The organism is Streptomyces katrae (genome assembly GCF_002028425.1).
Taxonomy (GTDB): domain Bacteria; phylum Actinomycetota; class Actinomycetes; order Streptomycetales; family Streptomycetaceae; genus Streptomyces; species Streptomyces katrae_A.
The window spans coordinates 4,383,264-4,406,535 of sequence record NZ_CP020042.1; the positions used below are offsets into that span (position 1 = coordinate 4,383,264).

General features: G+C 73.0%; 18 protein-coding genes. 10 read left to right on the plus strand and 8 right to left on the minus strand.

The genetic code is table 11. The annotated features are described in order from the left end of the window. Nucleotides 1-7 precede the first annotated feature (7 nt). From B4U46_RS20060 to B4U46_RS20075, 4 genes are all read left to right on the plus strand, one after another. Complete coding sequence (locus B4U46_RS20060) at nucleotides 8-1,915, plus strand: acetyl/propionyl/methylcrotonyl-CoA carboxylase subunit alpha (RefSeq protein ID WP_079431872.1); 1,908 nt, start codon at nucleotides 8-10, stop codon at nucleotides 1,913-1,915. Beyond that, a complete protein-coding gene (locus B4U46_RS20065; RefSeq protein WP_079429114.1) occupies nucleotides 1,912-3,075 on the plus strand; it encodes an acyl-CoA dehydrogenase family protein in 1,164 nt (387 codons plus the stop codon). The genes B4U46_RS20060 and B4U46_RS20065 overlap by 4 nt, the downstream gene beginning before the upstream one ends. 225 nt (nucleotides 3,076-3,300) lie before the next feature. Further along, on the plus strand, nucleotides 3,301-4,041 hold the full coding sequence (locus B4U46_RS20070; protein WP_079429115.1) for an enoyl-CoA hydratase family protein: 741 nt from the start codon (nucleotides 3,301-3,303) through the stop codon (nucleotides 4,039-4,041). Further along, entirely contained in the window at nucleotides 4,029-4,694 is a 666-nt protein-coding gene (locus B4U46_RS20075; protein WP_079429116.1) for a TetR/AcrR family transcriptional regulator, read from the plus strand. Before B4U46_RS20070 ends, B4U46_RS20075 begins: the two co-directional genes overlap by 13 nt. An 80-nt stretch (nucleotides 4,695-4,774) precedes the next feature. Here B4U46_RS20075 and B4U46_RS20080 read toward each other — a convergent pair whose 3' ends face one another. Beyond that, nucleotides 4,775-5,890, minus strand: coding sequence for a citrate synthase 2 (locus B4U46_RS20080; protein WP_079429117.1), 1,116 nt, complete (start codon nucleotides 5,888-5,890; stop codon nucleotides 4,775-4,777). A gap of 240 nt (nucleotides 5,891-6,130) precedes the next feature. Here B4U46_RS20080 and pdxH point away from each other — a divergent pair, with 240 nt between their 5' ends. Beyond that, complete coding sequence (gene pdxH / locus B4U46_RS20085) at nucleotides 6,131-6,754, plus strand: pyridoxamine 5'-phosphate oxidase (protein ID WP_107438290.1); 624 nt, start codon at nucleotides 6,131-6,133, stop codon at nucleotides 6,752-6,754. Between the two features lie 411 nt (nucleotides 6,755-7,165). Beyond that, on the plus strand, nucleotides 7,166-8,476 hold the full coding sequence (locus B4U46_RS20090) for a PAS domain-containing protein (protein ID WP_079429119.1): 1,311 nt from the start codon (nucleotides 7,166-7,168) through the stop codon (nucleotides 8,474-8,476). Nucleotides 8,477-8,508: 32 nt separating this feature from the next. Here B4U46_RS20090 and B4U46_RS20095 read toward each other — a convergent pair whose 3' ends face one another. After that, nucleotides 8,509-9,264, minus strand: a complete 756-nt coding sequence (locus tag B4U46_RS20095) for an SIS domain-containing protein (protein WP_079429121.1) — start codon at nucleotides 9,262-9,264, stop codon at nucleotides 8,509-8,511. 260 nt (nucleotides 9,265-9,524) lie between these two features. Between B4U46_RS20095 and B4U46_RS20100 the strand changes: the two genes are divergently transcribed. The 3 genes from B4U46_RS20100 (at nucleotide 9,525) to B4U46_RS20110 (ending at nucleotide 13,857) form a co-directional block, all read left to right on the plus strand. Next, on the plus strand, nucleotides 9,525-10,217 hold the full coding sequence (locus tag B4U46_RS20100) for a metal-dependent transcriptional regulator (protein ID WP_042820656.1): 693 nt from the start codon (nucleotides 9,525-9,527) through the stop codon (nucleotides 10,215-10,217). A gap of 323 nt (nucleotides 10,218-10,540) precedes the next feature. Then, nucleotides 10,541-11,560, plus strand: coding sequence for an alpha/beta fold hydrolase (locus B4U46_RS20105; RefSeq protein ID WP_185117206.1), 1,020 nt, complete (start codon nucleotides 10,541-10,543; stop codon nucleotides 11,558-11,560). A gap of 188 nt (nucleotides 11,561-11,748) precedes the next feature. Next, nucleotides 11,749-13,857 carry a DUF11 domain-containing protein gene (locus B4U46_RS20110; RefSeq protein WP_079429122.1) on the plus strand — a complete coding sequence of 703 codons (2,109 nt, stop codon included), beginning with the start codon at nucleotides 11,749-11,751 and terminating at the stop codon, nucleotides 13,855-13,857. 118 nt (nucleotides 13,858-13,975) lie between these two features. Here B4U46_RS20110 and B4U46_RS20115 read toward each other — a convergent pair whose 3' ends face one another. Beyond that, nucleotides 13,976-14,908: an NADP-dependent oxidoreductase gene (locus B4U46_RS20115; RefSeq protein WP_079429123.1), complete on the minus strand. Its 933-nt coding sequence runs from the start codon at nucleotides 14,906-14,908 to the stop codon at nucleotides 13,976-13,978. A gap of 112 nt (nucleotides 14,909-15,020) precedes the next feature. On the opposite strand from B4U46_RS20115, the gene B4U46_RS20120 reads away from it, so the two are divergent. Then, on the plus strand, nucleotides 15,021-16,040 hold the full coding sequence (locus B4U46_RS20120) for a GlxA family transcriptional regulator (protein WP_079429124.1): 1,020 nt from the start codon (nucleotides 15,021-15,023) through the stop codon (nucleotides 16,038-16,040). A gap of 11 nt (nucleotides 16,041-16,051) precedes the next feature. Here the strand turns inward: B4U46_RS20120 and B4U46_RS20125 are convergent, their stop codons facing one another. The 5 genes from B4U46_RS20125 to B4U46_RS20145 form a co-directional block, all read right to left on the minus strand. Beyond that, nucleotides 16,052-16,891 (minus strand): hypothetical protein, encoded by an 840-nt coding sequence (locus B4U46_RS20125; protein ID WP_237293010.1) that lies wholly within the window; start codon nucleotides 16,889-16,891, stop codon nucleotides 16,052-16,054. 276 nt (nucleotides 16,892-17,167) lie between these two features. After that, complete coding sequence (locus B4U46_RS20130) at nucleotides 17,168-17,512, minus strand: hypothetical protein (RefSeq protein WP_079429127.1); 345 nt, start codon at nucleotides 17,510-17,512, stop codon at nucleotides 17,168-17,170. Between the two features lie 52 nt (nucleotides 17,513-17,564). Then, complete coding sequence (locus B4U46_RS20135; protein WP_257790363.1) at nucleotides 17,565-22,151, minus strand: putative T7SS-secreted protein; 4,587 nt, start codon at nucleotides 22,149-22,151, stop codon at nucleotides 17,565-17,567. Beyond that, nucleotides 22,148-22,732 (minus strand): hypothetical protein, encoded by a 585-nt coding sequence (locus B4U46_RS20140; RefSeq protein WP_079429129.1) that lies wholly within the window; start codon nucleotides 22,730-22,732, stop codon nucleotides 22,148-22,150. The genes B4U46_RS20135 and B4U46_RS20140 overlap by 4 nt, the downstream gene beginning before the upstream one ends. Continuing rightward, complete coding sequence (locus B4U46_RS20145; RefSeq protein WP_237293012.1) at nucleotides 22,729-23,175, minus strand: SseB family protein; 447 nt, start codon at nucleotides 23,173-23,175, stop codon at nucleotides 22,729-22,731. The genes B4U46_RS20140 and B4U46_RS20145 overlap by 4 nt, the downstream gene beginning before the upstream one ends. Nucleotides 23,176-23,272: the final 97 nt, after the last annotated feature.

Here is a 23,272-nt window from a genome sequence, read left to right on the forward strand (position 1 = left end):
CCCGCCCATGACGAACCCGATCACCTCCCTCCTCGTCGCCAACCGGGGCGAGATCGCCGTACGGATCTTCCGCACGGCCCGCGCCCTGGGCCTGGCCACGGTCGCCGTCCACTCCGACCCCGACGCCGACGCCCTGCACGTCCGCTCCGCCGACACGGCCGTCCGGCTGCCCGGGGCCGCCCCCGCCGACACCTACCTGCGCGCCGACCTGCTGATCGAGGCGGCCCGCGCGGCCGGCGCCGACGCCGTGCACCCCGGGTACGGCTTCCTCTCCGAGAACGCCGACTTCGCCCGGCGGGTCGAGGCCGCCGGCCTGGTCTGGGTCGGCCCGCCGCCCGGGGCCATCGAGGCCATGGCCTCCAAGACCCGGGCCAAGGACCTCATGCGTGCCGCCGGGGTGCCGCTGCTGGAGCCCGTCGACCTGGCCACGGCCACCGCCGCGGACCTGCCGCTGCTACTGAAGGCCGCCGCGGGCGGCGGCGGGCGCGGGATGCGCGTCGTACGGGACCTCGACTCCCTCAAGGAATCCCTGGACGCGGCCGCCGCCGAGGCCCTGTCCGCCTTCGGCGACGGGGAGGTCTTCGCCGAGCCCTACGTGGAACGCGGCCGGCACGTCGAGGTGCAGGTCCTCGCCGACGCCCACGGCACCGTCTGGGCGCTGGGCACCCGCGACTGCTCCCTCCAGCGCCGCCACCAGAAGGTCATCGAGGAGGCCCCGGCCCCCGCCCTCCCCCAGGACCTCCGCGCCCGCCTCCACGCGGCCGCCGTGGCCGCCGCCCGGGCGGTCTCCTACCAGGGCGCGGGCACCGTCGAATTCCTCGTCGGCGCCGACGGCCGCCCGTACTTCCTGGAGATGAACACCCGACTCCAGGTGGAACACCCCGTCACCGAGGCCGTCTTCGGCCTGGACCTCGTCGCCCTCCAACTGCGCATCGCCGAGGGGGAGCACCTGGCGCCCACTGCGCCCGAGCCCTCCGGCCACGCCGTCGAGGCACGCCTCTACGCGGAGGACCCCGCCCACGACTGGCGCCCGCAGACGGGAGTCCTGCACACCCTCTCCCTCCCGGAGCACGTCCGCGTGGACACCGGGTTCACCGACGGGGACACCGTCTCCGTCCACTACGACGCCATGCTCGCCAAGGTCATCGCGCACGCCCCCACCCGCGCCGAAGCCGTCCGCGTCCTCGCCGACGCCCTCGCCCGGGCCCGGATCCACGGCCCGGCCACCAACCGCGAGCTCCTCGTACGCTCCCTGCGCCACCCCGAGTTCACCGCCGCCCGCCTCGACACCGGCTTCTACGACCGCCACCTCGCCACCCTCACCGACGGCGCCCCCGATCCCGCCCTCGCCTGCCTGGCCGCCGCCCTCGCCGAAGCCGCCCCGGACCCCGGCGCCCCGCTCGCCGCCCGCCTCGGAGGCTGGCGCAACCTCCGCTCCCAGCCGCAGACCCGCCGCTACACCGTGTCCGGCACCGAGCACGAGATCCAGTACCAGCCCGTCGAGCACCCCGGCGTGCGCGTGCTGGCCGCCACGCCCGCCCTCGTCACCCTCGAAGTCGACGGCGTACGGCGCATGTTCCACGTGAAACACAAATCGAACACCGTCTACGTGGACTCCACCCTCGGCTCACACACCCTGACCCGCTTCCCCCGGTTCCCCGATCCCCAGGACCGCGCCGCACCGGGCTCACTGCTCGCGCCCATGCCCGGCACCGTCGTCCGCGTCGCCGCGGGCCTTGCCCCCGGCTCGGCCGTCACCGCCGGGCAGCCACTGCTCTGGCTGGAGGCCATGAAGATGGAGCACCGCATCCTCGCCCCCGCCTCCGGCACGCTCACCGCGCTCCACGCCGCCACCGGCCAACAGGTCGAGTTCGGCGCCCTGCTCGCCGTAGTCCAGGAGGAAACGCCGTCATGAGCCCCGCCACCACCGAAACCGAAGAACACCAGGCCCTGCGCGCCGCCGTCGCCGCCCTCGGCCGGCGCTACGGCCGCGACTACCTCGCCCGCCTCGCCCGCGAGGGCGGCCACCCGGACGAACTGTGGGCCGACGCCGCCAAGCTCGGCTACCTCGGGGTCAACCTGCCCGAGGAGTACGGGGGCGGGGGCGGCGGAATCGCCGAACTCTCCATCGTCCTGGAGGAACTGGGCGCGGCCGGCTGCCCGCTGCTGATGATGGTGGTCTCCCCGGCCATCTGCGGCAGCGTCATCGCCCGCTTCGGCACCGAGGCCCAGAAACGCGCCTGGCTCCCCGGCCTCGCGGACGGCAGCCGCACCATGGCCTTCGGCATCACCGAACCCGACGCGGGCTCCAACTCCCACCGCATCACCACCACCGCCCGGCGCGACGGCGACGCATGGGTCCTCACGGGCCGCAAGGTCTTCATCTCCGGCGTGGACATCGCCGACGCCACCCTGATCGTCGGCCGCACCGAGGACGCCCGCACGGGCCGGCTGAAGCCCTGCCTGTTCATCGTCCCCCGCGAGACCCCCGGCTTCACCCGCTCGGTGATCGACATGGAACTCCAGGCGGCGGAGAAGCAGTTCGAACTGGTCCTGGACGAGGTGCGGCTCCCCGCCGGGGCGCTGGTCGGCGACGAGGACGCGGGGCTGCTCCAGCTGTTCGCGGGGCTCAACCCCGAACGGATCATGACGGCGGCCTTCGCCATCGGGATGGGCCGCTACGCGCTGGGCCGGGCGGTGGACTACGCCCGCACCCGCCAGGTCTGGAAGGAGCCGATCGGCGCCCACCAGGCCGTGGCGCATCCGCTGGCGGCGGCACACATCGAGCTGGAGCTCGCCCGGCTGATGATGCAGAAGGCCGCGCGGCTGTACGACGCGGGCGACGACACGGGGGCCGGGGAGGCGGCGAACATGGCGAAGTACGCGGCGGGGGAGGCGTGCGTGCGGGCGGTGGACCAGGCCGTGCACACGCTCGGGGGGAACGGGCTCACCCGGGAGTACGGGCTGGGGTCCCTGATCACGGCGGCCCGGGTCGCCCGGATCGCTCCGGTCAGCCGGGAGATGATCCTGAACTTCGTCTCCCACCAGACCCTGGGCCTCCCCAAGTCCTACTGACCCCGCCGCGCGACCGCAGACCCCGTCACCCCGACCCCGCACCCGCCCGGCCCCGCCCAGCCTCCGCAACCCCCTCGACCGGGTGAACGGCGCCCCGGGCGAGGCCCCGTCGGCCGGGGCGGGGGCGGATCGGGGAGCGGAGGGGAGGGGTCGTGCCGCGTACCCTCCCCCGAGGGGGCCGGTCGGGAGGATGGCACCCCGTCAACAGACCCCTCCGGAGGAGACATGGCCCCACTCGTGCACGCCGCCCGGGCGACCGGCATCACCACCCTCACCCTCGACTCCCCGGCCAACCGCAACGCGCTCTCCGCACAGCTCGTCGGCGAGCTGCGGGCCGCGCTCGCCGCGGCCGGCGAGGACGCCGACACCCGCGCGGTGCTCCTCACCCACACCGGCAACACCTTCTGCGCCGGCGCCGACCTCAAGTCCCCCTGCGACCCCGCGGACTTCCTCGCCCTGCTGCGCGAGCTCACCACGATGCCCAAGCCGGTCGTCGCCCGCGTCACCGGACACGTCCGCGCCGGCGGCCTCGGCCTCCTCGGCGCCTGCGACATCGCCGCGGCCGGGCCGCAGTCCTCGTACGCCTTCACCGAGACCCACCTCGGCCTGGCCCCGGCCGTGATCTCGATGACCCTGCTACCCCGCCTCGACCCCCGCGCGGCCTCCCGCTACTTCCTGACCGCCGAACCCTTCGACGCCGCCGAAGCCACCCGCATAGGGCTGCTCACCCTCCACACGGACGGAGACCCCGACACCGCCCTCGCGCCCGTCCTCGACGGGCTGCGCAAGGCCTCCCCGCAGGCCCTCGCGGAGACCAAGGCGATGGTGGCCGCCGGTGTGCGCGAGGCCCTGGACCGGGACGGGGACCGCCTGACGGAACTCTCCGCGCGGCTCTTCGCCTCCGCCGAGGCCCGCGAGGGCATCACCGCCCGCTTCGAGCGCAGGGACCCGTCATGGGTACGCTGACCGACCCCGAAAACGGCGCCACCCGCACCGGCACCGGCGCCACCCGCACCGGCGAGCCCCGCGCCACCCCCACCCGTGGCCTCCCCAAGCAGGCCCGCAGCCGGGTCACCCGGCGGCACCTCCTGGAGGCGGCCGTCTCCTGCCTCGCCGAGCACGGCTGGGCCGGGTCCACCGTCGCCGTCGTCGCCGAGCGGGCCGGGGTGTCGCGCGGTGCGGCCCAGCACCACTTCCCCACCCGGGAAGCCCTCTTCACCGCCGCCGTCGAGTACGTCTCCGAGGAGCGCTCCACCGCCCTGCGGGAGCTGTTCCAGGCCGCCCCGGCCCCCAGGCCGGCGGTGGTGGAGGCGCTGGTCGACCTCTACACCGGGGCCCTGTTCCGGGCCGCGCTCCAGCTCTGGGTGGCCGCTTCCAACGAGGAGCAGCTGCGGCCCCAGGTGACCGAGCTGGAGGCCAGGGTCGGCCGGGAGACCCACCGCATCGCCGTCGAGCTGCTGGGCGCGGACGAGTCGGTGCCCGGCGTGCGGGAGACCGTGCAGGGCTTCCTCGACATGGCCCGGGGCCTGGGCCTGGCGAACGTGCTGACCGACGACACGGCCCGCCGGGAGCGGGTCGTCGCCCAGTGGTCGCGGATCATCGACGCCGCGCTGGGGTGACCGGCGCGGCCGAAGGGCGCCGCACCCCGCCCGGCGCGGGGGTGCGGCGCCCGACGCGGCGGACCGGGCTCAGGCCGGGCTCAGGCCGTGGACGCGATGTCCGTGATGGTGGAGTACCCCTCGATGTCGCGCGGGTCGCGCCGGCCCGGGCCGATGTAGCGGGCCGAGGGACGCACCAGGCGGCCCGTGCGCTTCTGCTCCAGGATGTGCGCGGACCAGCCGGCCGTGCGGGCGCAGCTGAACATGGAGGTGAACATGTGCGCCGGGACCTCCGCGAAGTCCAGCATGATCGCGGCCCAGAACTCCACGTTGGTCGCGAGCACCCGGTCGGGGCGGCGGGCGTGCAGTTCCTCCAGCGCCGCCTTCTCCAGTGCGGCGGCCACCTCGTAGCGCGGGGCGTCCAGCTCCTTGGCGGTGCGCCGCAGGACGCGGGCGCGGGGGTCCTCGGCGCGGTAGACGCGGTGGCCGAAGCCCATGAGGCGCTCGCCCTTGTCGAGGGCCTTCTTCACGTACGCCTCGGCGTCGCCGGTGCGCTCGATCTCCTCGATCATGCCGAGGACGCGCGAGGGCGCGCCGCCGTGCAGCGGGCCGGACATGGCGCCGACGGCACCCGACAGGGCGGCGGCGACGTCGGCGCCGGTGGAGGCGATGACGCGCGCGGTGAAGGTGGAGGCGTTCATGCCGTGCTCGGCGGCCGAGGTCCAGTAGGCGTCGACGGCCTTGACGTGCTTGGGGTCGGGCTCGCCGCGCCAGCGGATCATGAACCGTTCGACCACGGACTCGGCCTTGTCGATCTCCCGCTGGGGCACCATCGGCAGGCCCTGGCCGCGGGCGGACTGGGCGACGTACGAGAGGGCCATGACGGCGGCGCGGGCCAGGTCGTCGCGGGCGGTCCGGACGTCGATGTCGAGGAGCGGTTTCAGGCCCCACACGGGAGCGAGCATGGCGAGCGCGGACTGCACGTCGACGCGGATGTCACCGGAGTGGACCGGGATCGGGAAGGGCTCGGCGGCCGGCAGGCCGGGGTTGAAGGCACCGTCGACCAGCAGGCCCCAGACGTTCCCGAAGGAGACGTGACCCACGAGGTCTTCGATGTCCACGCCCCGGTAGCGGAGCGATCCGCCTTCCTTGTCGGGCTCGGCGATCTCCGTCTCGAACGCGACGACCCCTTCGAGTCCGGGTACGAAGTCGGACATGCGGCGGCTCCCTCAGATAGTGCGAACACGCGCGGTTCCCGGCGTGATTCGCGGTCCGGCGCGGTCATCACCGTTGATGCCCGGCACGGCCGATGGTCATCCGTGCGGGGACCCTCGGACCGGCCCCAAGATTTTGTCCGTTCCGCCGGGCCTTCGGGAAGCGTGACATACGGCACACCCGCTGTCGGGTTACTGGGGCAGGATGGCGTCGTGACCGATCAGGACATTGACCCCGCAGCCATGCGCAAGCAGTACCGTTCCGAGATCGTCGAGGAGTCGGGTCTCGCCGAGGACCCCATGACGCAGTTCGCTTGGTGGTTCCAGCAGGCCGCCGACTCGGACCTCTTCGAGCCGAACGCGATGGTCGTCTCGACCGCCACCTCCGATGGCCGGCCCAGCTCCCGCACCGTCCTGCTGAAGCAGTTCGACACGCGGGGCTTTGTGTTCTTCACCAACTACGGCTCCCGCAAGGCGCGCGAGATCGAGGAGAACCCGTACGTCTCGCTGCTCTTCCCCTGGCACCCGATCGCCCGCCAGGTGATCGTGACGGGCCGGGCGGCCCGGGTCGGCCGTGACGAGACGGCCGCCTACTTCCGCTCCCGGCCGCACGGCTCCCAGCTAGGGGCGTGGGCGAGCGAGCAGTCCCGGGTGATCGGCTCGCGCGCGGAGCTGGACCGCCGTTACGCGGAGCTGGCGGAGCGCTACCCGGAGGGCGAGCAGGTACCGGTGCCGCCGGAGTGGGGCGGGCTGCGGGTGAAGCCCGATGCGCTGGAGTTCTGGCAGGGGCACGAGAACCGGATGCACGACCGGCTGCGGTACGTCCTTGACGGGGAGAAGTGGCGGATCGAGCGGCTCTGCCCGTAGGGGCCCCGCAGGCGGGGGTGCAGACAGGGGCGCAGACGCAGGCGACCCGCGGGCTCGGGTTCCTCTCCTGCAGTGAGAGGAGCCGGCCGGACGTGCCGGCGAGCCCGCGGGTCGGGTGACTGCTTGGGATTGGCGCCGGGCGGTCTCCGCCGGGCACCGCACTGGGTGCGCTGCTGACGACGGGCCCTTAGCCCGCAGCCACCTCACGCGTCCGGTTTCCGTACATTTCGGGAACCACCTCCCTTCTCGTGTACGGCAGAGCCTAGGCCCCCTCCCGGGGGGCCTCAACTTATTTACCGGGTTCCCTATCGGACATTCCGGGATGATTCCGAGAAGCGCATGTGGTCTGGGTCACGTTCCAGTTCAATGATCTGACGTGCCGCACACGCGAACACCTGCAGGGGGTGCCAGGTGAGTGCTTCCGGACGTGGTGAGACCACCGACGATCTGCTCGCAGCGCTGCTCGACGGGATGGACGCCGCCCTGTGCGCGTTCGACGCCGACGGCGTGATCACGCACTGGAACCGCGAGGCCGAGCGGATCCTCGGCTGGAGCGCCGCCGAGGCGGTGGGCCGGCGCGGGTTCGCGGGCTGGGCGGTGCGGGCCGCCGACGCGGACGACGTGCAGGACCGGCTGATGGCGGCGCAGGACGCGCCGGGCCGCCAGGTGCACGAGTTCGCCCTGCTCACCAAGGAGGGCGGGCGGATCCTGGTGCGGACCCAGTCCGCCGGGGTGCCGGGCGCCGACGGGAAACCGGCCGGGGTCTACTGCGCCTTCAGCGAGGTCCACGCCCAGATCGACCTGGAGCGCTCCATCGCCCTCAGCGAGGCGCTGATGGAAGACGCCTCCTGGGGGGTCGTCCTGGTGGACGTGGACCTGCGCCCGGCGGTGGTCAACGCGCACGCCGCCCGCGCCTTCGGGGCCGGGCGCACGACGCTGCTCGGGCGGCCGCTCGGCGAGCTGCTGTCCCAGGGCGTCGAGGAGCTGGAGGGGGCGCTCCAGCACGTGCTGGCCGAGGGGGCGCCGCCCGGGCCGGTGGAGCTGTGGGTGACGGTGCGGACCCCGGAGGGGGAGCGGCGGCGCTGCTGGCGGTGCGGGTTCCTGCGGCTGGCCTCGCCGCTCGCGGAGGAGCCCGTGCCGCTGGGCGTGGGGTGGCTGTTCCAGGACGTCACCGAGGCCCGGCAGGCCGAGCTGGACGCGGGGCAGGTGCGGTTCCGGTCCAGCCAGCTGTACCGGGCGGGGCGGGCCGCCGCCGAGTGCGCGGACCCGGCGGAGGCGGCGGCCGTACGGCTGGACTTCGCGCTGGCCGGGTTCGCGGAGCACGCGCTGGTCGACGTGCTCGTGGGGGACGGGCGGCGGCTGGTGCGGGCGGCGGCGTCCCCGTCGGGGCTGGCCCTCGTCCTCCCCGGCCCGGGCGCGATCCCGGTCCGGTACGAGGCCGCCCACCCGGCGCTCCAGGCGCTGGACCGGATCGGCCCGGTCCGCGCCGGCGCGCCGGGGGAGCCGGGCAGCGAGGCGGCGGAGGGGTGGGCCCGGGCCCGCCAGTGGCCCCCGGGGGCGGCACACGCCCTGTGCACGGTCCTGCGCAGCCGGGGCCGCACGCTGGGCGTCCTGACCTTCGTCCGCGGCCCGTCGCGTCCCGCGTTCGGCCGGGCGGACGCGGTGTACGCGGAGGAGGTCGCGGCCCGGGTGGCGTCCGACCTGGACCTGCTCGGCGCCTGAGCCCCGCCCCGTCCCGCGGGGGCGCGGCGGCGTCAGTGCCGGAAGAAGATCCGGTCCCCGTACTCCCGCATCACCCGCCCGTTCCACTCGTGCCCGCCGTCGACGTTCCCCGAGCGCAGCAACGGCGGCTCCACCCCCCGGGCGGCCAGCTCCCCGGCCGCCGCCGCCATCACCGCCTGCATGATCGCGCTCGTCACCACCGTCGACGCGGGGGCGAACGGCGCCTCGATGCCGTCCGCCGTCAGCTCCGCGTCGCCGACCGCGATCTTGCTGTCGAGGACGATGTCGCAGTGGTCCTTCAGGTAGGTCCCCGACACGTGCCGTGACTTCGTCTCCGTCGCGTACGCCACCGACGTCACGCCGATCACCTTCAGCCCCAGCGCCCGCGCGTTCATCGCCATCTCGACCGGCAGTGCATTGCGTCCGGAGAGCGAGATGACGACCAGCACATCCCCGTCGGAGGCCGGGCTGCTGTCCAGGACCGCCCCGGCGAGCCCGTCGACCCGCTCCAGCGCGCTGCCCAGCGTGGCCGGCATGACGTCCACGCCGGCCGTGCCCGGCACCGCGAGGAAGTTCATCAGGGCCAGCCCGCCGGCCCGGTACACCACGTCCTGCGCGGGCAGCGAGGAGTGCCCGGCACCGAAGGCGAACAGCCGGTTCCCCGCGGCCACGGCCTCGGCGATCACGGTCCCGGCCTCGGCGATCCGTGCGCCCTCCTCGTCGCGGACCCGCTCCAGCAGGCCGATGGCGGCGTCGAAGAACTGCCCGGCCAGCTTGCTCTCGCTCATTCGACGAAGGCCCTTCCAGGGTGGGGTGCGGTGGATGCGTCGTCGGTGGTCCGCCGCTCACCGTGCGGTCTGGACCAAGGACGTGTCAATACGGGCGTCAATCCCGGGACCAAAGCCCTGCGCACCGGGTGTCCGGGGCGCCCGGGCCGGCGTCCCGGGGAGATGTCCCGTACCTGCCTTGACGTCAGGCGCGGGACGGTTGTCGGCCCGATGCGTCAGAATTGGGGACAGGGCCAGCGCACGCAATCCGAGGGGCACGAATGTCCGGACTGATCGATACCACGGAGATGTATCTCCGCACCATCCTCGAGCTGGAAGAGGAAGGCGTGGTCCCCATGCGCGCCCGGATCGCCGAGCGGCTGGACCAGAGCGGGCCCACGGTGAGCCAGACGGTCGCGCGCATGGAGCGCGACGGCCTGGTGGCGGTCGCCAGCGACCGGCATCTGGAGCTGACCGACGAGGGCCGCAAGCTCGCGACGCGCGTGATGCGCAAGCACCGCCTCGCGGAGTGCCTGCTCGTCGACGTCATCGGCCTGGAGTGGGAGCAGGTGCACGCCGAGGCCTGCCGCTGGGAGCACGTGATGAGCGAGGCGGTGGAGCGGCGCGTCCTGGAGCTGCTGCGCCACCCCACCGAGTCCCCGTACGGGAACCCGATCCCGGGTCTGGAGGAGCTCGGTGAGAAGGCCGAGGCCGACCCGTTCATCGAGGACGGCATGGTCAGCCTGTCGGACCTGGACCCGGGCAGCGAGGGCAAGACGGTGGTCGTCCGGCGGATCGGCGAGCCGATCCAGACGGACGCCCAGCTGATGTACACGCTGCGGCGCGCGGGCGTGCAGCCCGGCTCCGTGGTGAGCGTGACGGAGTCCCCGGGCGGGGTGCTGGTCGGCAGCGGCGGCGAGGCCGCCGAGCTGGACGCGGACATCGCCTCGCACGTGTTCGTCGCCAAGCGCTGACGCGGGCCGTGGCCGCAGGGCGGCCACGGCGCGCACACCCGGATCAGGTCACATCTGTCGCAGTTCCCTGAAGACGAGTGGTCCCGGCGCCTCGCGGCGCCGGGACCGTCCTCCCCTGGCTGACCTGGAGCCCCGAGCTCTCAAGGTCATCCCCTTCGGACCGTCTTCCCCGAGCGGCCCGCCTCCCTGTTGAAAGGATCTCCATCGGCAGCGGCGGCCAATCCTTGAGCAAGGTCACTCGAAAGAGCGGTGTTGTCGGCGAGACGCCCGTTTTCGAATGCGGGTTCGATAGTCTGGCCGGGAGCGAAGGGGGTGCATCCTCGGTGGTTCAGCGCATCGATGTCACTGCAGCCGACGGCGTCCGACTGGCCGCCTGGGAGTTCCGTGATCCGCCGGCCGAGCCCCGGCAACCGGCGGTCCTGTTACTGCACGGCCTGATGGGCCGGGCCTTCCACTGGGCAGGCACCGCGAGCTGGCTGGGCGAGCACCGCCGCGTGGTGGCCCTGGACCAGCGCGGGCACGGCCAGAGCGAGCACCCGGCGATGAACGGCCCGGGCATCCAGGGCGGTCCGGGCGGCCTGGGCAGACCCGGCGGACCGGCCGGGCCGGGCCGGCAGGGCGGGCCCGGCGGGCGGGGTGGGCTGCGGGGCCTGAGCGGCCCGACCGGCTTCGGCGCCCCGCCGCCCCTCCCCGCCACCCCGCCGCACTCCCTCGGCCGCGAGGCCTTCGTCGCCGACGCCGAGGCGGCCGTCGAGCAGCTCGGCCTCGGCCCGGTCGTCCTCATCGGCCACTCCATGGGCGCCCTCACCGGCTGGCAGCTCGCCGCCCGCCGCCCCGACCTCGTCCAGGCCCTGGTGATCTGCGACATGCGGGCCTCCGCGCTCGGCGAGGCCTCCCAGCAGGAGTGGGAGGAATGGTTCCGCCGCTGGCCGCTCCCCTTCCCCACGCAGGACGCCGCCCGCCGCTGGTTCGGCGAGGACGACCCCCGGGTGGAGCGCCCCGACCCCGGCCGCGGAGCCTTCTTCGCCGAGGTGATGCACCAGGCCCCGGACGGCTGGCGGCCCCTGTTCTCCCGCCGCCAGATGCTGACGGCCCGTGAGACCTGGGTGCACGACGCCCACTGGGAGGAGCTCGCCCAGGTCCGCTGCCCCACCCTCGTCGTCCGCGGCCTGGACGGCGAACTGGGCCGTGCGGAGGCGCAGGAGATGGTCCGCGTCCTCCCGGCCGGCCAGTACGCCGAGATCCCCGACGCCGGTCACTACGTCCACTACGACCAGCCGGCCGCCCTGCGCGCGGCGCTGGAACCGTTCCTGGAAGGGGTCTCCGGCATGGCCTCCAGATGACCCGAGAGGCCCCCCTTCCGGTCCACCTTCGGTTCGCCGCTCACCCGATGGGGTGGATCGCGGCCCTTCATTGAGCTGCGCGCGGCCCGCCGTACGTGCCAGGCCGCGGCGGCCCCAACAGGCTGTGGCCCGTCCCGTGGGAGCCGCCGGGCCACTGCACGCCGGCGGCGAGCAGACGAAGGGTCTCCATGTTCACGTCCCGCTCCAGGTCCGCGTTCCCCCTCACCTCCTCCGCCACCTCCGCCACCTCCGCCGTCTCCATCGCCGCCTCCACGTACCAGTCCCCTTCCGGCGGCAGGAGAGCCCGGCGCCGCAACGCCGTCGCGGTCGCCGCCGCCGGTCTGGCGCTCGTCCTGACCCTGCCCGCCACCGCCCTCGGCGCACCGGGCGACCTCGATCCGGCCTTCGACGGAGACGGCAAAGTCGTCACCGACTTCGGGGGCGGCGGCTACGACGAGAGCCGCGGCATGGTGATCCAGGCGGACGGCAAGATCGTCACCGTCGGCACCACCGTCCCCGCGGCCGGTGGCGCCTCCGACTTCGCGCTGGCCCGCTACAACCCCGACGGCAGCCTCGACCCCACCTTCAACGGCGACGGCGACAACGACGGCAAGATCCAGACCGATCTGCGCGGCGGCGACGACGTGGCCGACGCGGTGGCGGTCCAGCCGGACGGAAAGCTCGTCGTGGCCGGTTACAGCGCGGATCCCGACGTCACCGGGTCGTTCACCGTCGCCCGTTTCAACCCCGACGGCAGCCTCGACACGAGCTTCGACGGCGACGGCTTCACCTTCACCGACTTCGGCACCACGGGCCCCCAGGAGGCCTTCGGGATCGCGATCCAGCCCGGCGGCGCCATCGTGGCCGCGGGCGAGAGCGGCACCGACGTCGCCCTGGCCCGCTACAACCCCGCCGACGGCAGCCTGGACACCACCTTCGACGGCGACGGCAAGGTGACCACCGGCTTCGCCGGCGGCTCCGCGAGCGCGTACGACGTGACGCTCCAGTCCGACAACAAGATCGTCATCGCGGGCCGCTCAGGCTACAACTACCCCTCCAACGACTCCGACTTCGCCCTCGCCCGCTACAACCCGGACGGCAGCCTGGACACCGCCTTCGACGGAGACGGCAGGGTCACCACCGGCTTCACCGGCCCCGACGTCGCGAGCGGGGTCAAGGTCCAGCCCGACGGCAAGATCGTCACGGCGGGCCGCGCCGCCTTCGACTTCGCGCTCGCCCGGTACAACCCGGACGGCAGCCTGGACACGGCCTTCGACGGCGACGGCAAGGTCACCACCGACTTCGGCGCCAACACCCTGGACGGAGCCGCCGACCTGGCCCTCCAGTCCGACGGCAAGATCGTCGCCGCCGGCATCAGCCAGGCCGACTTCGGCGTGGCCCGCTACACCACCAACGGCTCCCTCGACACCGGATTCGGTACCGGCGGCAAGGTCCACACCGACGTCTCCTCCGGCTACTTCGACACCGCCAACGCGGTGGCCCTGCAGTCCGACGGGAAGATCGTCGTCTCAGGCAACACCGGCGACGACCGGGGCCTCGTCCGCTACCAGGTGACCACTCCGCCGCCCCCGCCCGGCGTGGATCTCGCCGTCACCAAGACCGGCCCCGCCTCCGTCAGCATCGGCGACCAGGCCACGTACACCGTGACGGTGACCAACACGAGCACGACCACCACGGCCACCGGCGTCACCCTGGCCGACACCCTCACCGGCCCCGGATCGCTCGTGTCCGCCACCCCCGCCCAGGGCACCTGCACCCTCGCCGCCACCACCGCCAACTGCACCGTCGGCACCCTTTCCCCCGGCGCCCGGACCACGGTCACGTTCGTCGCCGAACCCCGCGCCACCGGCACCCTCTCGGACAAGGCCACCGCCTCCGCCACGCAGACCGACCCAGCGACCGCCAACAACACGGCGACGGCCACCAGCACCGTCAACAACGCCCACGGCTGCACGATCATTGGCACCAGCGGCGCCGACACCCTCACCGGCGGCTTCGGCAACGACGTCATCTGCGCCCTCAGCGGCAACGACACCGTCCGGGCCGGCTACGGCAACGACACCGTCTACGCCGGCCCCGGCAACGACAACGTCGACGGCGGCTTCGGCAACGACGTGCTCTTCGGCGGTACCGGCAACGACACCCTGACCGGGTACTACGGCGACGACCGCCTCGACACCGTCGACGGCGTCTTCGGCAACGACTCCGCCGACGGCGGCTTCAACACCGACACCTGCACCACCGACCCGGGCGACACCCGCATCAGCTGCCCCTGACACCCGCGACGCCCTGACACCCGCGACGCCCTGACACCCGCGACGCCGCTGACATCCGCGACGCCCCTGACACCGACGCCCCCGGCGGCACCGACGCCGCCGGGGGCGTCGCGTTCGCTCATCCGGAGACGGACAGCACGATCTTCCCGGTCGTCCGCCCGCTGTCACTCAACTCATGTGCCTTCCCGGCCAGTTCCAGCGGCAGCACGGTGTCGATCTCGGGCCGCAGCAGCCCGGCCTGCGCCAGCGAGGCGATCTCGCGCATCCCCGCCTGGTCCGCCTCCACCGCCATGAACGCCGCCCGCACCCCCAGCGGCCGCGCCGCCTCCGCCAGCCGGGCCTCGGCCGGAGAAGCGAGGGAGACCACGATCCCGCCGTGCCGCAGGGCCCGCAGCGAGCGCGGCCCGTACTCCCCGCCGATGGCGTCGAGCACGACGTCCACCGGTTCGACGGCGCTCTCGAAGGCGACCGCGGTGTAGTCGACCACCTCGTCCGCGCCCAGCCCGCGCAGGAACGCGTGCTTGGCGGCCCGGGCGGTGCCGACGACGTACGCGCCGCGCGCCTTGGCGATCTGCACGGCGAGGTGTCCGACCCCGCCCGCGGCCGCGTGGACCAGCACCCGCTGCCCCGGGCGCAGCCCGGCGGTGTCCACCAGGGCCTGCCAGGCGGTGAGCGCGGCCAGCGGCAGTGCGGCGGCCTGTACGTGGCTCAGCGCGGCGGGCTTGCGGACGAGGTGCCGGGCGGGGGAGGTGACGTACTCCGCGTACGTGCCCGCCGGGACGGGGTGGCGTGGCATCCCGAACACCTCGTCGCCGGGGGCCAGGGTGGTGACGCCGAGGCCGACCGCCTCGACCACGCCCGACACGTCCCAGCCGAGCCGGACCACCTCGCCGGCCAGGCCGCCGGTGGCCCGGTGCCAGGAGTCCGTCGGGTTCACCCCGGCCGCGTGCACCCGTACCAGCACCTCGGCCGGCCCGGGCTCGGGCCGCTCCACCTCGGCGACCTCCAGCACCTCGGGCCCGCCGAACCCGTCCTGAACCACTGCGCGCATGTCCTCACCCCGTTGTCCGCGGGGCCCCGGCGGCCCCGTCCGGAACCAAGGTTTTCGCAGGCCGCTCACCGGAACGAGTGGCAAGAATGCCAGCATCTGCAAAGATCTTGCCATGCCGCCGCAGCTCCCTCCCGTCGCCTCCGCCCCTCCCCACCGCGTGGTCGTCCTGGCCCTGGAGGGCGTCTACCCCTTCGAACTGAGCATCCCGGTCCGCATCTTCGGCACCGCCCAGGACGCCACGGGCGCGCCCCTGTACGAGGTGATCACCTGCGGCCTGGACAGTGCCGGCGGCCAGGTGACGACGAGCGCCGACTTCGCCATCGCCGTCTCCCACGGCACCGAGGCCCTCCGCACGGCCGACACCCTGGTCATCCCGCCGTTCACCTGCGGCCCGGACGGCCCCGGCGGCGGAGCGTGGCTGCCCGCCGAACTGGCCGACGCCCTCGCCCTGCTCCCGGCGCACGCCCGCATCGTCTCGATCTGCACGGCCTCCTACGTCCTCGCGGCCGCGGGCCTGCTCGACGGGCGCCGCGCCACCACGCACTGGAACGAGGCGGAGCACTTCCAGCGGGCCTTCCCCCGGATCCAGGTCGACGAGAACGTCCTCTTCGTCGACGACGGCCGGATCCTGACGGCTGCCGGGGTGGCCGCGGGAGTGGACCTGTGCCTGCACCTGCTGCGCCGCGACCACGGCAGCGAGGTGGCCAACCGGGTGGCCCGGCTGTGCGTGGTCCCGCCGTGGCGGGAGGGCGGGCAGGCCCAGTACATCGAACGCCCGATGCCGGAGCCGGAGGCGGCGACGACCGCCGCCACCAGGTCCTGGGCCCTGCAACACCTCCACCGGCCCCTCCCCCTCAAGGAGTTGGCGGAGCACGCCCGGATGAGCGTACGGACCTTCTGCCGCCGCTTCGTGGAGGAGGTCGGCATGCCGCCGGGCCAGTGGCTGGCACAGCGGCGCGTCGACCACGCCCGCCGCCTGCTGGAGACGACGGACCTCCCGGTCGACCGCGTGGCGGCCCAGTCGGGCTTCGGCACGCCGTCCGCCTTCCGCCACCACCTGACCACCACCCTCGGCATCTCCCCGACGGCGTACCGCCGGGCCTTCAGATCCGGCACGAGGGAAGCGGCCTGACCCTCGGCCCCTCAGCCGGCGGCTGCCTCACCCCAGCGGTTGAGGGTCTCCGTCCCGGTGTCATAGGTCAGCCAGGTGCCGTCGCCGAGGGGCCGCACGTACCCGGCCACGGGGCCGTCGGGGTAGGCGACCCGTCCGCGTATCCCCAGGGTGTGGGCGTCGAGCAGCCAGTGCCCCGCCCGCTCGGCGTCCTCCTCGTCGCCGTCCTCGCCCGCCGCGGCGATGACGGTGCCGGCGTCCACGAATCCGCAGCCGTAGTCCCAGAACCCAGGCTCCTCGTCCTCCGCGCCGGACTCCGGCTCCGCCGTCGCGAGGGTGTCGCCGTCCAGGGCGTGCAGGCGCAGGTCCGAGCCGTAGTGCTCGATGGTGAGGAAGCCGCGGTGGCCGGGGTGGACGTCGGCCAGGATCCGGTCCATGGTCTCGTTCAGGTCCCAGGCGGTCAGCTTCTCGCCGTCCCACCGCGCCCAGTACAGCAGGATGCCGTCCTGGCCCATGCCGATGGACAGGCCCATGTGGATCCCGTCCGGGTGGGAGACGTGGTTCGAGCCGGCCGCCGCGCTGTCCTCCAGCGGCAGCCGGGCCAGTTCCCGCCCGTCGGCGGCGTCCAGGACGACCCAGTACTCCCGCTCCTCGTGCACGACGTGCGCCCAGACGAACCGGCCGTCGTCCGAGACCCGGCACGACCCGTGCTCCAGCCCCCGGCACACCTCCTGCTCGTCCCCGCTGTGCGCGTGACCCACCTCGGGCCCCCAGCACCCGTGCCGGTACTCCCAGAGCACGTCCCCGCCCACCCCGACGGCCCGCACGGCCCGCTGCCCGGAGAATACGGCGAACCCCCCGTCGGGACTCACGGAGTCGACCCCCCGGTCCCACCCCGGCCAAGGCGCCGGAAAGACGGCGACCGGCGCCAACTCCCCGCCCAACAGCTCGTCAAGGTCGTAGACCTCCACCTCCTCCCCGTTCCGCATCAAGGCCCGCCGAGCCCCACCACCCCGCCCCTCGAACCCGAACCCATCAACAAGCCCGCCCCCACCCACCAGCCCGACCGAGCCCCGCAACACCGCATTGATCGCCATACCCCGACGCTAACGGCCCCCTCTGACACCCCCCGTCCGGGCCGCAGGGTCTCAGCAGATCAGGGTCCGCTCCGAGACGGACACGTACGGGAAGACCTGGACCTCAAGGCTCCCTGTGGTGTCCTCCGTACTGAACTCCACAACGAGCTTGGAGGATTCGGCACTGTCCGCGATACGGAGGACCGTCGCCCCCTCGCGGAAGGTGCTGAAAACCCCCTTTCCGGGAACTGGGCACCAGGAGACCGCCACGGATCGACCGATGACGTCGTAGGAGACTCCCAGCTCGCCGTCGACGACTTCGGAGAAGTCGAGCCTGTACTGGTACTCCCCGACGAGCATCGTCTCGATTCCGAAGGTATTGACGAACTCCTGGCTCTCTGGGGTGACGAAAGGCATGTGAACTCCGGTGTGACCAGTGGGGAGACTCGAGCAAATCGGGCGATTGGCTCTAATTAATCACGTTCCACCATTTCCCTCCCTTGAATATCACCGTGGTGAGCCGTTTGCTTCCGTCCGGCAGCAGTTGCCACATCGCGTCGGCCTCCCGCATGCCCCATCGGCCTGTGATGACGGAGTGTGTTCTGCCGAAAGTGCCCCACTGATCCGTGTAGACGTCTTCGAACCCGTTCTTGGTCGCGTCTTGAAGGTGCTGGCGGACGTATTCGCGAGAGGCTGGAGTGTCTTCGAAACCGATGCTTCGCAACTGTGCCGCGTTCTGCTTGGCTCGTGCCGTGTTGTGTGGATCGGCCTTGATGTCTTTGTCGAAAAGATAGTCGAGCTTTCCGTCGGACACTTCGGGACAACCCTCGGGCGCCAGACCGAGCGGGTCGGACCAGGTGTGGGGGTTGGTGACGTAGGCGCTGGGAATGGGCGCCGGGGCCAGGCCCAATGGGTCCGGGGAGAGGTAGCGGGCTGTTTCGGGGTCGTAGGTGCGGAAGTAGTTGTGGTGGAGGCCGGATTCCGGGTCGTAGTACTGGCCCGGGAAGCGGAGTGGGGTGTAGGCCGTCGCCGTGCGGTTCCAGGTTGTGGTGCCCCACAGGGTGGTGCGGGTGTGCCACGCCGTGGTGCCGTCCTCGGCCACCAGGTGGGTGGGGGTGCCGATCAGGTCGGTGACGATCGAGAAGAAGCGGTCGTCGATCTCCGGCTGGTCGATGCGTTCCGTCTGGGTGACGGGGTGCAGGCCCTGGTGGGTCCAGGTCAGGGTGACCTGGCCGGTGGTCTCCTCGCAGAGGGTCGTGCCGTCCCAGGTGAAGAGGGTTTCCTCCGCGACCTCGCCGGAGGAGGCAAGGCGTTGTTTGGACGTGCGGCGGCCCAGGGGGTCGTAGGTGTAGCGCCAGCGGGTGCCGTCGGGAGTGATGACGGCCGTCAGCCGGTCCTCCGCGTTCCACTCGTAGCGCCAGGTGTCCGGCTTGCGGGAGAGGCGGGTCTTCTGGCGGAGGGTGATGCGGCCCAGTGCGTCGTGTTCGTAGCGGACCGAGCCGGCGTGGGTGATGCGGGTGCCGGTGTAGGAGCGGTCGCCCTGGGCTTCCGTGCCGGGGTGGTGGGCCGGCCAGGAGGCGCTGGTCTGGTTGCCCGCCTCGTCGTACGCGTAGCGCTCCGACCAGTTCGCGGCCTCCACGGCCGTGACGCGGGCCGCCGCGTCCAGGGTGAAGGTGCGGGGGCCGGTGAGGGAGTCGTCGATGCCGGTCAGGTAGCCGTCGGCGCGGTAGCTGTAGCCGCGCCGCTGGAGGGTCCGGCCGTCCTCGCCGATGACGGACTGGGCGGTGCGGCGGCCCGTCACGTCGTACTCGTGGGTGAGGGAGAGGGACCGGCCCAGTGTGCGGGTCAGCTCCTGGCCCGCCGCGTCGCGCTCGAAGGTGAGGGTGCGGCCCGCCGTGGTGAGGGAGGCGCGGCGGCCCGCGGCGTCGTATGTCCAATGGGACGTGGAGCCGGCCGGGGTCGTGCGGGTGGTGCGGCGGCCAAGGGCGTCGTGGCCGTACGTGAGGGTGCGGCCGTTCACCGTCTCCGACAGGAGGCGGCCCGTGGTGGCGTCGCGGAGCCAGGTGGCGGTGGACTCGGGTGAGGTGGCCGCCGCCAGGGCGTCGAAGGCGTCGTACGCGTACGTGGTGACCAGGCCCGCCGCGTTCTTGAGGATCGGCTGGCCGAGTGCGTTGTGGGCGTAGGTGGTCGTCTCACCGAGGGCGTTGGTGCGGCAGGTCAGGCGGCCCGACGCGTCGTACGCGTACGTGAGCGTGCGGGCGTCGAAGTCCGTTTCCGAGGCGAGTCGGCCGGCCGGGTCGTAGGTGTAGTGCCATGTGAGGCCCTGGGGGTTGGTGACACTGGTGAGGCGGAGCTGGGTGTCGTGGGTGAAGGTGTGGCGGGTGCCGTCGGGGCCCGTGCGGGCCGTGAGGAGGTCGAAGTCGCCGTATTCGGAGACCGTGACGCCGCCGATCTCGTCCGTGTGGGTCAGGCAGTTGCCCTCGCCGTCGTAGGTCCAGGACTCCTGCGTGCCGTCGGGGTGCGCACGGCGCAGGAGGCGGCCCTCGACGCTCCAGGTGAGACGGGTGGTGCGGCCCAGGGGGTCGGTGACGCGGACCGGGCGGCCGAACGCGTCGCGCTCGTAGCTGGTCGTGCCGCCCAGAGGGTCGGTGACCGAGAGGGGCAGGCCGGCCGCGTCGCAGCGGACGGTGGTCGTGTGGCCGAGGGCGTCCGTGATCGATGACGGATGGTTGCGGGCGTCGTAGGTGAAGCGGGTGACCGTGCCGTCCGGGGCGGTCGTCGAGGTGCGGTTGCCGGCGGCGTCGTACGTGGTGAGGAAGGTGAGCCCGTCCGGCCGGGTCACCTTCACAGGCAGTCCCAGGGCGTTGTACTCCGCCCGCGTCTCGCGACCGTCCGGCCGGACGACGCCGGTCCGCCGGCCGTCCTCGTCGTAGGTGAAACGGGTCGTGTGCCCGAGGGGGTCCGTGCGGGTCAGGAGGCGGTTGTGGCCGTCGTACGTGAACTGCGTCGTCGCGCCGGTGGGGTCGGTCTCCGCCGTGATCCGGGCCCGGTCGTCGACCAGGAAGCGGGTGGTGTGGCCGAGGGAGTCGGTGAGGGTGGTGCGGCCCGGCTCGTACGCGAACCGGACGTCGAGGTGGCCGTTGGTGCCCGACTGGGCGACGCAGCGGTGCTGCTTGTCGTAGACGTACGTGAAGTGCCGGTCGTTGGTGTCGGTCCAGGAGGTGATCCGGCCGAGGTCGTCGTAGCCGAAACGCAGGGGGCGGCCGGAGGAGTTGGTGACCGAGGTGAGGTGGCCGTCGGTGTAGCCGTACCGGAGGACCTCCGTGCCGTCGCCGAGGGACAGGGAGGTGATCCGGCCCCCGGAGGAGCTCAGGCGCAGCTCGTACCCGCCGCTGTGCGTGAGGGCGGCGGGGGCGCCGGAGTCGTCGTAGGTGAACGTGATCCAGGCGCCGGAGCGGTCCTCGAGCTGGAGGAGGGCGCCGTCGCCGTCGAAGTGGCGGGCCTGGCCGGACTCGGGGTCCGTGACGGTGTAGCCGCCGTCCGCGTCGAGGGTCAGCGGCCAGCGCTGGCCGAGGGCGGGCAGTACCGGGATGCCTGGCTCGGGGTGCGGGTAGGCGAGCAGGCTGCCGTCCTCGCGGACGAGGACCAGGCCTTCGTCGTCGCGCTCCAGCCGCTGGTCGATCGTGGACGCCCACGTGGGGCCGAACCAGTGGCCCGCCCGGTACGAGGACTCGAAGGTCCGGGTGAAGACGAGGGGCAGCGCGCCCGGGAGGACGAGGTCGGTCTGGGGGAGGACCATGCGGCCCGTGGCCATGTCGACCGGGTCCTCGCGGCACACCTTCTCGCCCTCGGAACGGGCCGAGGCTTCCGGCTCCGCCTGCTGGGCGGCCCGGGCTTCTTTGGAGGCGGCCTTGCCGGCGGACTCCTCCGCCACCCGGGCACCGGCGCGTGCGCCCGCCCTCGCCGCTCCGCCGAAGCCCTCCGTGCCGAGGAGTTCGGGCAGGAGGCGGCCGGTTCCTTCGGCGAGGTCCTCGCGGAAGGGTTCGACGACGGCGGCGGCGACGCGGTCCGGGTGGGCGGGGGCGGCGACCAGCCCTGCCAGCGTCATGCTGGCGTTCTGCTGGTACTCCGCGGGGTGGGTGAGGTTGTAGGTGTCGAACGGCGTGATCCCGCGCAGGAAGTTGACCACCCCGGCGGTGCCCTTGACGACCCCTCCGCTGAGGTGGGTCATCTCCGTGTTGCCGATGGCGGCCGCGTCGAGGGCCAGGGCCATGGCCTGCTCGTGGGACGCCGGCTTGGCCGGCGCGTGCTCCAGCGCCGCCGTCAGGGCCTGCCCCGCGTCGGCGGCGGCGTCGTCGCGCTGGCGGCGGGCCTCCGTGAGGAGCTCCTGGGCCCGCTTGGCCTCGGCGGCGCCCGCGTTGTCGGGCTTGGTGGGCACCGGCCCGGGGTTCTTTCCGGCGAGGGCGGTGGCGTTGTAGGTGTCGACGGCCTTGGCGTACGCGTTGGCGGCGTCCTGGTGGACCTTGAGCGCCGTCTTGTGGAGCGCGATCGCCTGCAGGGCCTGCTTCTGCGCCCACTCGACCGTGTCGGCGTACCGGGTCAGCGCGGCACCCGCCTTCTGGCAGGCGTCGGCCGCGTGCAGCCACTGCGCCGGGTGCATGGCGAAGGCCTTACGGAACGCGTCGGCCGCCGCGCCCTTCCAACTGCCGGCGTCCAGTGCCTTCATGCCCTGGCCGACCCGGTCGAAGGCGGCCTGGAAGTCCTTCATGTGCGCCGCGCAGGCGCGGATGTCGGCCGGAGAGCCGTGGACCAGCTCGTCGGCCTGCTCGGTCTGACCCAGCTGCTGTTCCGCGACGGACGCGCCGAGGTGGGAGGCGAGGCTGTCGCCGGCGTCCTCGATGCCGTCGGCCCAGCGGTCCTGGCCGACCTTGTGGAGGATGCCGCCGATTTCGTCGGTGGCCTTGTCTATGCCCTCGCCGGCCTTCTTCTTCGCGGCGGTCCAGGTGTGTTCCAGCTTGTCCAGGCCCTTGTCGGCCAGCGCTCCCCAGTCCGTCACCGGTGTTCACCGCCGTCGGCCTGGTCCTGGTCGTGGTTGAGGTCGACGAGCTTTCCGTGGACGTTGTGGTTGAGGTCGTCCCAGGTCTGCTGCCACGCCTGGTCGGTGTTCCGCGCGGACTCGAGGGCGGATTCCGCGCTGTAGTCGGCGTCCCGGAGGTTCGTGTACGGGTTGGTGGCCAGGATCTGGCCCCAGTCCTTGTCCATGACCTCCTGCTCGGTCGCGTACGGGCTGCCCCCGAGGACGGAGTTGGCCAGCACCTTGAAACCGCCCTGGACGTACTGGTCCTGCTCGTGCACCATTCCGGCCGACAGGCCCACGCCCGCCGCGAACCCGTTCGCCTCCTGGACGAGTGAGCGCACGCCCCAGCCCCACCGTTCGCAGAAGGTGGCCAGCTGTGAGGTCAGGCCGTCGTTTCCGGTCTGCAGGCCGGTCAGTTTCAGCTGGGTGAAACCGCCGCCCGTGTTCCCCAGTCCGGCCGGGCCGAGCTCCCGCAGCTCCGCCAGCGTGTCGGTGATGCCCTTGGCGATCTGCGCGAGCGCCGTCTGTGACACGTCGAGGTCACCGGGTTCGCCGCTCATGCCGCCACCCCGCTGTGGACCGCCGCGGAGTCCGGCACGATGCCGCGGACCGGCGGGAACAGGACGCCGTCCGGGCCCGCCGCGTCCAGCGCGACCCCGCACGCGAAGTCCAGCTCCGGTATCACGTCGTCCAGCAGGCGCGCGCCGAGCACCCGGTGGTACTCCCAGACGCGCTCCGTCTCACCCCTGACCTGTGCGAACCGGGCCAGCGCCTCGTCGTCCGAGAACGCGCAGATCCAGTCCACGCCGCCGAATTGCGAAGTCCAGAGCCCGCCCCGCTCGTCGAAAGGCACCAGCACGACCCGGCGCCGGAACCCGGCCAGCCGGCTGGGGAACTCGGCTACCAGGTTCCGTTCCGGCGCCTCCGGCGCGGTGGCCGGCTCCGCGTCGATCCGCGCGGCCGCCTCGGCGCGATGCCGGCGCCATTCCTCGTCGAAACCCACCGCGAAATCCCCCCAACCCCTCTGAATCGAACGCACTTTTGCACGGAGGGACGACAGAGGCAAACGCCGTCCGCGTGGCAGCACGCGGATCTGGCCA